The sequence below is a fragment of the Streptomyces sp. NPDC046805 genome, from assembly GCF_040645355.1.
GTDB lineage: Bacteria > Actinomycetota > Actinomycetes > Streptomycetales > Streptomycetaceae > Streptomyces.
In genome coordinates, this window is sequence record NZ_JBEYYC010000064.1 from 1 (window position 1) to 12,832 (window position 12,832).

8 protein-coding genes are annotated in these 12,832 nt (G+C 69.8%); 2 read left to right on the plus strand and 6 right to left on the minus strand.

Annotation, left to right across the window (positions count from 1 at the left end; all coding sequences use genetic code 11):
• The coding region (locus tag ABZ910_RS35505) for a Clp protease N-terminal domain-containing protein (RefSeq protein WP_361373435.1) at nucleotides 1-904 on the minus strand (904 nt) is incomplete at its 3' end.
• A gap of 463 nt (nucleotides 905-1,367) precedes the next feature.
• Between ABZ910_RS35505 and ABZ910_RS35510 the strand changes: the two genes are divergently transcribed.
• Nucleotides 1,368-3,680 (plus strand): FdhF/YdeP family oxidoreductase, encoded by a 2,313-nt coding sequence (locus ABZ910_RS35510; RefSeq protein ID WP_361373437.1) that lies wholly within the window; start codon nucleotides 1,368-1,370, stop codon nucleotides 3,678-3,680.
• Between the two features lie 64 nt (nucleotides 3,681-3,744).
• Here the strand turns inward: ABZ910_RS35510 and ABZ910_RS35515 are convergent, their stop codons facing one another.
• Entirely contained in the window at nucleotides 3,745-5,517 is a 1,773-nt protein-coding gene (locus ABZ910_RS35515; RefSeq protein ID WP_361373439.1) for an FUSC family protein, read from the minus strand.
• A gap of 378 nt (nucleotides 5,518-5,895) precedes the next feature.
• On the opposite strand from ABZ910_RS35515, the gene ABZ910_RS35520 reads away from it, so the two are divergent.
• Nucleotides 5,896-6,324, plus strand: a complete 429-nt coding sequence (locus ABZ910_RS35520; protein WP_361373441.1) for a TOBE domain-containing protein — start codon at nucleotides 5,896-5,898, stop codon at nucleotides 6,322-6,324.
• A 135-nt stretch (nucleotides 6,325-6,459) separates the two neighbouring features.
• Here ABZ910_RS35520 and cydD read toward each other — a convergent pair whose 3' ends face one another.
• The 4 genes from cydD to ABZ910_RS35540 all read right to left on the minus strand — a co-directional run.
• The gene (cydD, locus tag ABZ910_RS35525; RefSeq protein ID WP_361373443.1) at nucleotides 6,460-9,975 is read right to left on the minus strand and encodes a thiol reductant ABC exporter subunit CydD; all 3,516 of its coding nucleotides are present in this window, start codon (nucleotides 9,973-9,975) and stop codon (nucleotides 6,460-6,462) included.
• Between the two features lie 3 nt (nucleotides 9,976-9,978).
• On the minus strand, nucleotides 9,979-10,983 hold the full coding sequence (gene cydB / locus ABZ910_RS35530) for a cytochrome d ubiquinol oxidase subunit II (RefSeq protein ID WP_361373445.1): 1,005 nt from the start codon (nucleotides 10,981-10,983) through the stop codon (nucleotides 9,979-9,981).
• Between the two features lie 11 nt (nucleotides 10,984-10,994).
• Nucleotides 10,995-12,530 (minus strand): cytochrome ubiquinol oxidase subunit I, encoded by a 1,536-nt coding sequence (locus ABZ910_RS35535; RefSeq protein WP_361373447.1) that lies wholly within the window; start codon nucleotides 12,528-12,530, stop codon nucleotides 10,995-10,997.
• Nucleotides 12,531-12,718: 188 nt separating this feature from the next.
• A partial coding sequence (locus ABZ910_RS35540; protein ID WP_361373449.1) for a formate dehydrogenase accessory sulfurtransferase FdhD occupies nucleotides 12,719-12,832 on the minus strand: 114 nt, incomplete at its 5' end.

Below are 12,832 nucleotides of genomic sequence, written 5' to 3' on the forward strand. Positions count from 1 at the left end.
CGTCGATGACCTTCTTCAACCGCTCCTCGAACTGCCCGCGATACTGCGACCCCGCGACCATCGCCGACAGATCCAACGCCACGACCCGCTTGTCCCTCAGTGTCTTGGGGACCTCACCCGCCACGATGCGCTGCGCCAGCCCCTCCACGATCGCCGTCTTGCCCACCCCCGGCTCACCCAGCAGCACAGGATTGTTCTTCGACCGCCGCGACAGGATCTCGACCGTCTCCTCGATCTCCTCACCACGCCCCACCACCGGGTCCAGCTTCCCGGCCTTCGCCTCCTCCGTCAGATCCCGCCCGTACTCGTCCAGCGTCGACGTCGGCGGCTTCTCCGCCTTGGCGGCGCCCGCACCACCGCCCTCTCCCCGCGACACCTGTTCCGTCATCCCGCGCAGCCGCTTGACGTCGGGCGCGTAGGCACGCAGCAGCCGGGACGCCTCCGAGTCGGCGTCGGCCAGCATCGCGCCGAGGATGTGCTCGGGGCCGATGTAGGAAGCGCCGGTCTGCTGCGCGTGCGCGTACGCGTCGCCCAGGGTGCGCTTGGCGGCAGGGGTGAGGCCCGCTTCGCCCAGCGCCGCGCCGGGCTCCCGGGGAAGCGACTCGGCGATCGTCGCCCCGAGCGAGTCGGGGTCGATGCCGGCCCGGCGTATCAGGCTGCGTGCGGGGTCGACCTGGGTGGACGCCCACAGCAGGTGCTCGGTGTCGAGGTCCGACGTCCCGTCCTCCGCCGCGCGCCCCGCCGCCAGGTTGATGAGCTCCTGCGCCGCGTCCGTGAGGAGCCGCCCGATGGGCACCCGCTGCACCGCCGGTGGCGACGATGCGGGCGACATGCCGAAGAACCGATTCAAGAGTTCGCTGAACGGATCGGACGAGCCGAAAGCGGAACCGAACGACATCGACATGACAGCTCCAGGAGACCGGGGGATACTCAACACTCAAACGCGATACGTACAGCTCCGCAAGCGGGGCGATTTCCACTGGAGCAGAGCCCGACTTGTTGTGCGCATAAGCCGCGCCGGGCGCGTTGCCGGACCGGCTTATGCGAGCCTCGATCGGCGTTTGCCTCGGAGGCGCGGCCCGCTGAGCGCGACGGTGCCAGGGAGCAGATGCAGCCCCCTGTCCTGCGGAAACACCGCCCGAAACGCGGCCGGGCATCCGGCTGGCCCGCACCTTCCGGGATGACGCCGTTACCGAGTGATCTCAAGGTGTAACGGGTAATCCCGTGCGTCAACAAGTAGCGGAACGAGTATTCGAACCGCCGGAACGGCGGAATCGCGGGTCGTCTGGCGAGGATTCATCCACGGGCATAGCCTGATGGAAAATGCCGTGTAACGGCCCACGCCCGAATGGGGAAGGGTGAGAGTCTTGAACGCCTTCAATACGGAGCAGGAACAGGTGGAGCCCCGGGTGGGCCCCATCCCGAAGGGACCGCCGGAGTATCACCCCTATCACCACCCCGCAGCGGGTTGGGGCGCAGCCAAGGCCGTGACCAAGTTCCTGGTCAGGGAGCGCGAGCTGGTGGACGGTCCGCAGGCCATCATGCGGATGAATCACGAGCGGACCGGTTTCGACTGTCCGGGCTGTGCATGGCCCGATGACATCAAGGGTCTGAAGCTCGACATCTGTGAGAACGGCATCAAGCACGTCAGCTGGGAGATGACGCCCAAGCGCGTGACCCGTGAGTTCTTCGCGAAGCACACGGTGTCCGAGCTGTCCGAGTGGACCGACTTCGCGCTGGAGGACGAGGGCCGGCTGACCGAGCCCATGGTCTACGACGCCGAGACGGACCACTACGTCCCGATCAGTTGGAAGGGCGCCTTCGAGCTCGTCGGCCGTCACCTGCGCAATCTGGAGAATCCGAACCAGGCGACGTACTACACCTCGGGCCGGCTGGGCAACGAGGCCACCTTCCTCTACCAGTTGATGGCCCGTGAGCTGGGCACCAACAACCTCCCCGACTGCTCCAACATGTGCCACGAGGCGAGCGGTCGCGCCCTGACGGCGTCCCTGGGCACCGGCAAGGGCACCGTCGACCTCGTCGACTGGGAGGCGACGGACGCCCTGTTCATCATCGGCGTGAACGTGGCCTCCAACGCTCCCCGCATGCTCACCTCCCTGGTGGAGGCCTACCACCGCGGCGCACAGATCGTGCACATCAACCCGCTGGTCGAGGCCGCCGCCACCCGCGCCATCATTCCGCACGACTTCATGGACATGGCGCTGTTCAAGTCCACGCCCACCAGCACCCTGAACCTTCAGGTGCGCATCGGCGGCGACCTGGCCCTGCTGCGCGGCATCGGCAAGGCCGTCCTGGAGATGTCGAAGTCCGACCCCAAGGCCGTGGACTCGGAGTTCATCGAGCGCCACACCAGTGGCTTCGACGAGTACAAGAACATGTGCGAGAGCAGCAGCTGGGAGGAGATCGAGCGCCAGTCGGGCATCCCGCGCGCCGACATCCTCAAGGCCGCCCGCATCTACCGCGACGCCGACCGCAGCATCATCAGCTGGTGTCTCGGCGTCACCCAGCACGAGCACGGCGTCTCCAGCGTCCGCGAGATCGTCAACCTGCTGCTCCTGCGTGGCAACCTGGGACGCGAAGGTGCCGGCCCCTCCCCGGTGCGCGGGCACAGCAACGTCCAGGGCAACCGCACCTGCGGCATCGACCACCGTCCGGAGCCGGAGTTCCTCGACCGCCTCGACGAGGTCTGCAAGATCCACGCGCCTCGCGAGCACGGCCTGGACACCGTCGGCACCCTCCAGGCGCTGAACCGCGGCGATGTGAAGGTGTTCGTCGGCATGGGCGGCAACTTCGCCCTCGCCGTGCCCGACACCCCGCACAGCTACGCGGCGCTGCGCAACGCCGAGCTCACCGTCCAGGTGAGCACGAAGCTGAACCGCAGCCACATCGTCCACGGCAAGGACGCGCTCATCCTGCCGTGCCTCGCCCGTACCGAGCGCGACATGCAGAAGGCCGGCCTGCAGAGCACGTCCGTCGAGGACTCGATGAGCATGGTTCATCTGTCCATCGGCATGAAGAGGCCCGCCTCGCCGCACCTGCTGTCGGAGCCCGCGATCATCGCCGGCATGGCCCGCGCGGCCCTGCCGGAGAGCGACACTCCGTGGGAGTGGTACATCGAGGACTACGACCGGATCCGCGACACCATGTCCCGGGTGCTGGACGGCTTCGAGGACTTCAACCGCCGCGTGCGGCTGCCGCTCGGCTTCCGCATCAAGCAGCCGGCCCGTGAGCTGATCTTCCTCACCCCGACCGGAAAGGCCGAGTTCTCCGCCGCTCCGGTACCGGACGTGGTCCCGGCCCCCGGTCAGCTGGCTCTGGGCACCATGCGGTCCCACGACCAGTGGAACACCAGCATCTACACCGACACCGACCGCTACCGCGGCATCAAGAACCTGCGCACGCTGGTCTTCATGAACGCGGACGACATGCGGGAACGTGGCATCGAGGAGTTCGACCCCGTCGACATCACCGGCCACGCCCGGGACGGCAGCACCCGCCAGCTGAACGGGTTCCTCGCCATCCCGTACAACATCCCGCGCGGCAACGCTCTCGGCTACATGCCCGAGATGAACGTTCTGTGCGCTCTGTGCGACTACAGCACGGAGAGCGACCAGCCGATCATGAAGCACGTCAAGGCCACGATCACCCGCGCCCTCTAGTCAGGGGAGGGCATGTGACGAGGCCCTGGCCCGTATCCGTCCGGTGGCGGTGATGCGACTGACATCACCGCCACCGGACGAAACGTTCCAGCAGAAGGTAGGCGCGCTGTTCCGCGGCGGCCAACTCGGCGGGATCGATCTCCGACTGCCACACCTCGCCCGCCGCCGCGTCGTCGGCCTCGCGCAACTCGACCACGGCCGCCGCCAGATGCTGCTGCACCTCGGGGAACGACGACTCCGCCCGCTCGGCCAGCGCCCGCTCCGCCCGCTCGGCGGCCTCTCCGAACCCGGCGAGCGCCCGCTCCACCCGGACCGCGGCCCGGTCGTGGACCACCAGCAGCGCACAGGCCAGCCCGACGATGATCCCCAGGATGCTGCTCAGCGCCCTGTCCTGGACGAGCTCCCCGGCGGGCTCCCGGGCCACGAGGTCCGTCAGCAGCAGCGCCAGCGGCGTCACGAAGACCACGCCGAGGCCGTAGTTGCTGACGACGACGTACTCCAGCAGGAATTCCAGGCCGACGATCACGAGGACGAGGGTCGTGGGGCCCGGGTCCGCGGCCAGCACCCCGAGGGCGATCAGCAGTCCGACGAACGTGCCCAGCGTGCGCTGGACGGCACGCTGCACCGTCGTACGGACATTGACCGAGTGCAGCACCGCGGCGGCCGAGATCGCCGCCCAGTAGTCGTGCCCGAAGCCCAGAAGATAGGCCAGCGCCCCCGCCAGTCCGGTGCCGAGGAACATCCGCAGCGCGGGAACGGCCAGGACGGACAGCCGACTCGAGCCACCGGGCCGCCGCCCCTCCAGCAGTTCGGCGGCCCGCTCGGACGAGGCATCGGCCTCCTCGGGGCCGGGCTCCGGCATGCCGGAGGTGACGCCCGCCCGAGCGGCAGCGGACGGGAACGACAGCTCGGACAAGAGCGGTGGATCCCGGCGCCGCCGGTCCGTGAGGAGAGGAACCTGCCGGCGCAGATGCCCTGCCAGGACGTCCGGTTCGTGCGGCAGGCGGCGTGCGGAGCCGATCAGCAGCGACCAGGCGAGGTCGGTCAGACGGGTGCACACCCCGCCCCGGTCGCCGCGCTCCGTGGCCACCGGCGGGGACAGACCGAGGCACCGGTACGCCTGCAGGACGGCGGAGGTCGCCCGGTGCCGGCTGAACCGTATCCCGTGCACCGCGTCGGGGGACTGCTCCAGCAGGTCTGCCAGTTCGCGCAGGGCCGCGGCCACCGCGAGGCGCTGCGGACGGTCCGGGTGGACGAGCCAGCCCGCCACGGCCAGCATCCACGCCACGGCCGCGCCCACGGCGGCCATCCCGGTCTGCGGGAGAACGCCGGACGCGGTGGACGCGCTGTTGGCCGCCACGGCGAAGGAGAAGATCAGCAGCACCGTGCCGAGCCCGCTCAGCCGCATCGCGTCGCAAGTGAACTTCGCCAGCCCGGCCACCACGGCCGTGGCTGCCACCACTACGCCGGCACCCGCACCCCCCGCCTCCGGATGGGCCCACGCGGCCAGCGCCGAGCCGCATCCCACGCACACCGTCATGGCCAGCGCGACCCAGGCCAGGGCCCGCGCACGGTGGGCGTAGGGCAGATTGCGCCCGAACGACGTGGTGAAGGAGCCCAGCATGGCGTAGACCGCGAGCTCGGGCCGTCCGGCCAGGACCGTCGGCACCGCCGGCAGCGCCATGGCGAGCGCGGCACGCAGGGCGAAGGTCAGCGCCCCGTCCACCCTGTGCAGGGCGAACGCACCGCGGGGCGACAGCACACGCGCCACCCCGCCCACCGCACACCGCCAACCGTTCCCGGCCGCGGCGGGCGACGGGGGACGTGAACTGGGCATACAGGGTGTATATCACCTGTTTCTGGTTCAAGGCGGCCCATTGTTCGCCGAATTCGCCTGTGGGTCCGGGAAGGTTCCGCCCTGGACCGGATTGCGCCGCCCGCAGGCGGCTTCCGCTTTCCGATTCGGTTGCCGTCGCGGCTTTTGATGGCCGCATATTCGAGGTTCTTATCGGCGCGTCCCTCTTTTTTGCGAAGCAATTCGCCGAAGTCTGTCCGAATTCGCGGTCTGTCAACGGTTCTGGCTATTCGGTCGCCTGATTACGGCAATTCCGGCCGGATCCGCCGAACGCCCTGGCTGTACTCCCCGCTGGTTGGTCTACTGATCCGGCGCGGCCGAGCTCCCCTTCCGAACGAGGAGAAGAAGAGAGGCACGTCCATGAGTCTGAGCATCCGCAACCAGCTCCCGGGCACCGTCACCTCCGTCACCGAGGGCAGCGTCATGGCCGCCGTGAAACTGCGACTGGCGGACGGGCAGGAACTGACGGCGGCGGTCACGAGGGACGCCGTCAAGGAGCTCGGCATCGCGATGGGCACTCAGGTCCGCGCCCTGGTGAAGTCCACCGAGGTCGCGCTGGCCACCGGTCCCGTGGCGGGGCTGAGCATCCGCAACCAGCTCCCGGGCACCGTCACCGAGATCTCCCTCGGGGGCGCGATGGCCGGGGTCAGGGTGTCCGTCGACGGAACGGAGCTGCTCGCCGCGATCACCGCAGACGCGGCCGCCGATCTCGGCCTGACGACCGGCTCCCCGGTGGTCGCGCTGATCAAGTCGACCGAGGTGTCACTGGACGCACTGGACGCGGTCTGATCGGGCATCGCCGCCTGGTGGTGAGCCGGCCCGGCCCGGTCCGACCCCGGCCCTCGGGCTCATGAAAAGGGGCCCCGTGGACATCCGCTCGGGATGCCCACGGGGCCCGGTCTCGTGCTGAGGCGGCCTGCGGCCTCAGGCCGTGGCGGCCAGGTCGTCCGCCTGCAGCTCGCGCTGCCACAGGGCGCTGAGCCGTCCGTCCTCGCGCTCGATCAGCTCCGACCAGCTGCCGCGCTCCACGATCCGGCCGCGGTCGAGGACGAGGACCTCGTCGACGGTGCCGTCGTCGAGACCGGCCAGCCGATGGGTGATCAGCAGGGTGGTACGGCCCTCGGTGGCGGCGAGCAGGTCGGCCGTGAGGGCGTCCGCGGTCGGCAGATCCAGATGTTCGGCCGGCTCGTCCAGGATCAGCACCGGGAAGTCCGCGAGCAGGGCCCGGGCCAGCGCCAGCCGCTGCCGCTGGCCGCCGGACAGCCGGGCGCCGTGCTCACCGACCATGGTGTCGAGACCGGCGGGCAGGCTGTCGACCCACTCCAGCAGGCGGGCCTTGGCCAGCGCGGCCCGCAGCTCGGAGTCGTCGGCGTCCGGGGAGGCGAGCCGCAGGTTCTCCCGCAGCGAGCTGTCGAAGACATGCGCGTCCTGGGCACACAGACCGATCACCCGGCGTACGTCGTCGGAGGCGGCCGCACGCGTGTCGACGCCCTGCGAGCCGGTGCCGAGGGTGACCGCACCCGAGGTCTGGTCGAGGAACCGGACCAGGACCTGGGCGAGGGTGGTCTTGCCCGAGCCGGACGCACCGACCACGGCGATCCGGCGGCCGGGGGCGAGGTCCAGGTCGATGCCCTGGAGCGCGTCGCGCTGCGCACCGGGCCAACGGGCGGTCAGACCGCGGACGGCCAGCGGGGCCGGCTGGGCCGGCAGCGCGACCGGATCGGCGGGCTCGGCGACCGGCTCGGGGGCCGCCAGCACCTCGTCGAGCCGGGCGCGCGCGGCACGGGCGCGCTCGCGGAACTGTACGGCCGTAGGCATGCCCGCGACGGCCTCGAAGGCGGCGAGCGGGGTGAGCACCACCACGGCCAGGCACACGCCCGGCAGCGCACCCGAGGCCACGCCCTGGACGCCGAGCGCGGCGCTGACCGCGACGGTGAGCCCGGTGATCAGGGCGATCAGGCCGGCGGCGAGCGCGGCGGTGGTCGCCGAGCGCGCGGCGAGGCCGGTCAGGCGCCGGTCGGCCGCCCGGACCGCGTCCAGCCGGGCGGGCAGCGCGCCCGCGACGGTCAGCTCGGCGGTGCCGGTGAAGGTGTCTACGACGGAGGTCGCCAGCGCGCCACGGGCGGGGGACTGGGCGCGCTCCGCCCGGCCGGAGAGCCGGGTCGCCAGCGCGGGCACACACGCACCCGCCAGCAGCAGGCCCACGGCGAGCACCACGCCGGCCGACGGAAGCAGGACCGCGACGGCGACGGAGGCCCCGAGCGAGACGATCGCCGCGACGGAGGCCGGCAGCCGCCAGCGCAGATAGTGGTCCTGGACCGAGTCGACGTCGGAGACCAGGCGGGCCAGCAGGTCGCCGCGTCGGTAGACGGGCAGGCCGGCCGGGGCGAGCTTCTCCAGGCGGCGGTACACGGCGGTCCGTACGCCGCCGAGGGCCTTCAGGACGGCGTCGTGCGACACCAGCCGCTCCGCGTACCGGAACACACTCCGCCCGATGCCGAACGCCCGGACGGAGGTCACGGCCACCATCAGATAGAGGATCGGAGGCATCTCGGAGGCCCGCGAGATCAGCCATCCGGAGGTCGACAGCAGCGCGACGGCGCAGCCGAGCGCGAGCGACCCGAGGAGTACGGCGAGAGCGAGGCGGGGCGGCCGGTCTCCCAGACGCGGCTGCTGCTTCCGCAGGGAGCTGCGGGAACGCCGGTCGGGCTCGGCGGGGGAGGGGGCCACCGGCTGTGCGGCGCCGACGGCGGGCGCGACCGGGTCCACCAGCGCGGGCATGGCCGGGGAGGCCTCCGCCTCGTGCGGTGCGCCCTCCGCCTCGGGGAGGCTCAGGTGCACCCGCCGGTCCGCGATGGACAGCAGGGCCGGGCGGTGGGCCACGAGCAGGACCGTGCGGCCGACGGCCAGGGTGCGGACGGCCTCGACCACGGCTGCCTCGCTCTCGCCGTCGAGGTTGGCGGTCGGCTCGTCCAGCAGGACGAGCGGCCGGTCGGCGAGCACCGCGCGCGCCAGCGCGATCCGCTGCCGCTGGCCCGCCGAGAGTCCGGCGCCGCCCTCACCGAGGACCAGGCCGGGCTCGGCGAAGTCGAGCGCGTGCGCGGCCTCCAGCGCGGCCCGTACCTCCGCGTCCGTCGCCTCCGGCCGGGCGAGCCGTACGTTCTCGGCGACCGTGCCCGCGAAGAGGTGCGGATGCTGCGGCACCCAGGCGATCTGGCGCCGCCAGCTGTCCGGATCGAAGGAGGTCAGGTCGCGCCCGTCGACCAGCACCGTGCCGGCCGAGGGGCGGACGAAGCCGAGCAGGGCCGCGAGCAGGGTGGACTTGCCGGCGCCGCTGGGACCGGTCAGGGCCAGCGTCTCCCCGGGCCTGAGCGTCAGCGAGACGTCCCGCAGGGCCGCGGCCGAGCGGCCCGGGTAGTCGACCTGCACGCCCGCGAGCTCGATCTCCGCCTCGGCCAGCGCCGGAGCGGGAGCGGACCCGGTCTTCGCCGGGGGCGTCTCCAGAACCTCGAAGATCTGCCCCGCGGCCGTCAGGCCCTCGACGCTCGAGTGGTACAGCGCACCGACCTGGCGGATCGGCAGGTAGACCTCCGGAGCGAGGACCAGCACCAGCAGCCCCGTCTCCAGATCCAGCGAGCCGCCGACCAGCCGGAATCCGATCGACACGGCGACCAGCGCCACCGACAGCGTCGACAGCAGCTCCAGCGTGAACGAGGAGACGAAGGCGATCCGCAGCGTCTGCATGGTCGACGTGCGGAAGTCATCGGTGATGCGGGAGATCGAGCGCGCCTGCGTCTTGGCCCGGTTGAAGACCTTCAGCGTCGGCAGCCCGGCCACCACGTCCAGGAAGTGGTGCGAGAGACGGGACAGACCCGCCCACTGCTTGTCCATCTTGGACTGGGTCGCCAGGCCGATCAGGATCATGAAGATCGGGATCAGAGGCAGGGTGACGGCGATGATCGCCGCCGATTCCCAGTCGGCCCCGAGGATTCGGGCCAGCACCACCACCGGCACCACGACGGCCAGCGCCAGCTGTGGCAGGTAACGCGAGAAGTAGTCGTCCAGGGCGTCGATTCCCCGGGTGGCGAGGTTGGCCAGCTCGCCGGTGCGCCGGCCCGCCAGGTACGACGGGCCGAGCGTGGTGGCGTGCTCGAGCAGGCGCCCTCGCAGGGTGGACTTGACCCGGGCCACCGAGCGGTGGGCCGTCAGCTCGGTCAGCCAGGCCACGAGCGCGCGCCCGAGGGCGACGCCCGCCAGGCCCAGCAGCGGTCCGGTGAGGTCGTAGAAGTGCTGCTGGAAGGCCCGCACCACGATTTCCGCGATCAGGCTCGCCTGGGCCACCAGGAGGGCGGCGTTGAGTCCGCCGAGTATGACGGAGCCGACGAGGAAGACGCGGGTGGTGCGGGCGTAGGCCAGCAGCCGGGGATCGACAGGTCGCATGATTCAGTGTGCCGCCGGGATGTGGTGGACGGAGATTCGCTTGCTGAACACCCAGTAGGTCCAGCTCTGGTAGAGCAGGATCAACGGGGAGAAGATGGCCGCCACGATGGTCATCACCCACAAAGTGTAGGTTCCGGACGAGGAATTGCTGACGGTGAGCGACCAGGCGGGGTTGATCGTCGACGGGATGACGTCCGGGAACAGGGCCAGGAAGAGCATCGCGGACGCGGCCACGATGGTCAGGCCCGAGAAGATGAACGCCCAGCCCTCACGGCCCAGCTGGTTGAAGAACAGCGCGATGGGCAGCGCCACGAACGCGACGATCATCACACCCAGGCTGGCGCCGTCGCCGGAGTTGACCTGGGTCCAGATCAGGAAGGCCAGCGACAGCAGCAGCGCCACCAGCCCCAGCAGCGGCACGTACTTCCGGGCGCGCGCACGCAGCTCGTCACCCGTCTTCAGCGCCGCGAAGACCGCGCCGTGGCAGATGAACAGCGCGAGGAACGTGAAGCCGCCGAGGATCGAGTACCCGTTGAACAGGTCTCCGGTGGTGCCGACGTAGTGCCCGCGGGCGTTGAGCGCGATGCCCTCGACCATGCCGGCGAAGATCAGGCCCCACATGAACGGGGTGATCAGCGAGGTCCAGAAGGTGACCTGTTCCCAGTTGCGCTGCCAGCGATGACCCGGCCGCTTGCCCCGGTACTCGAACGACACGCCCCGGGCGATCAGGCAGAGGATGATGATCAGCAGGGGGATGTAGAAGCTGCTGAACATCGCGGCGTACCACTCGGGGAAGGCCGCGAACGTGGCACCAGCAGCCGCGACCACCCAGACCTCGTTGCCGTCCCAGACCGGGGCGATCGTGTTGATGAGGACCCGTCTTTCGTTGTCGTTCCGGGCCAGAACCTGGGTGAGGACGCCGATGCCGAAGTCGAAGCCCTCGAGGAAGAAGTACCCGACCCAGAGGAAGGCGATCAGGATGAACCAGAGATCGTACAGATGGAACATGGCGACCGTCCTCAGTAGGCGAAGGCGAGGGGCTTGTCTTGGTCCTCCGGGGACACGCGCATGGTGGGATCCTTGGCGGGCGGCTTCTCCTCGACGTCCGGGCCGGGCTTGGAGTACTTGACCAGGAGCCCCACCTCGACCACCGCGAGAATCGCGTAGAGCACGCTCAGCAGGACCAGCGACCAGATCTGTTGGCCGATGCTGACGGCGGGTGAGGCACCGATGGCGGTCTTCTGGAGGCGGAAGACCACCCAGGGCTGACGGCCCATCTCGGTGAAGATCCAGCCGAAGCTGTTGGCGAGCAGCGGGAACCCCAGGGTGAGGGCGGCGATCCGCCAGCTCCACTTGGTGAAGAAGTTGTTCATCTTCACGCGGTTCGTGATCATCAGGTTCGGTGGCTCGTCCTCGCCCGTGCGGAACGCGGGATCCAGCCAGAACTTCTTCCGTGTGAGCCACAGGCCGAGCAGACCGATGCCGAAGCTCGTCATCCCGAAGAAGATCATGAGGCGGAAGCCCCAGTACGTCATGAAGATGTTCGGGATGTAGTCCTGCCGCGTGCCGCCGAACGTGTTCGCCTCGTCCTGGGCCCGGTTGTTGATGCCGGGGACGGGGGAGGAGAAGTCGCTCTTGGCGAGGAAGGACAGCGCTCCGGGTACCTCCAGGGCGATGTCGTTACGGCCCTTGTTGACGTTGCCGACCGAGAAGATCGAGAAGGGGGCCGGGGCCTGGGTGTCCCAGAGCGCCTCGGCGGCGGCCATCTTCATCGGCTGCTGCTGGAACATGACCTTGGCCAGGCGGTCGCCGCTGATCGCGGTGAGAATGCCGGCGATCACCGCGGTGACCAGGGCGAGCCGCAGCGAGGCGCGCATGGCGGCGATCTTCTTCCGGTTGACCTCCGCGCCGCGCTTGGCCCGCCACATGTGGTACGCGGCGATGCCCATCATGAACGCGGCGCCGGTGATGAAGGCCGCCGTCAGCGTGTGGAACACCACCGTCAGGGTGGTGTTCTGGAACAGCACCGCCCAGATGTCGGTGAGCTGGGCTCGGCGGGTGACGGGGTTGATCCGGTAGCCGACCGGGTGCTGCATGAAGGAGTTGGCCGCGAGGATGAAGTACGCGGAGAGGAAGCTGCCGATGGTGACGACCCAGATCGTCGCGAGGTGCACCTTCTTCGGAAGCCGGGTCCAGCCGAAGATCCACAGTCCGATGAACACGGACTCGAACATGAAGGCGATCAGCGCCTCCATGGCCAGCGGGGCGCCGAACACGTCGCCGACGAAGCTGGAGTAGTTCGACCAGTTCATGCCGAACTGGAACTCCTGCAGAAGCCCCGTGACGACACCCATCGCGATGTTGATCAGGAGGAGCTTTCCCCAGAACTTCGTCGCGTGGAAGTACTTCTCCTTGCCTGTCCGCACCCAGGCGGTCTCCAGCCCTGCGACGAGGGCCCCCAGGCCGATGCTGAGTGGGACGAAGAGGAAGTGGTAGACGGTGGTGGCACCGAACTGCCATCGGGCGATGGTCTCGTGAGCGATTGCTAGTTCCACTGCGCCCTTCTCTCACTCAGTTTCGCCACATTTGGGACAAAAGCTATCCCTCCCCCGTAAACCTGTCGACTTGTGGAGTGCCCGTCCGGGCCCGAGGCCGTATGGCACTCGGGCCCCGGCCGGTCGAAGGACGCTGGGCGCGCCGCCTTTGACGTATCGGCAGAAGATCGCGGCCGACCGTCACACGATCAGCCCATGACCGGCTGAGGTTGGAGGCGTTCGGCGCCGGTGTAGATGTTCATGGAGGTGCCGCGGAGGAAGCCGATGAGGGTGAGTCCGCTTTCGGCGGCGAGGTCGGCGGC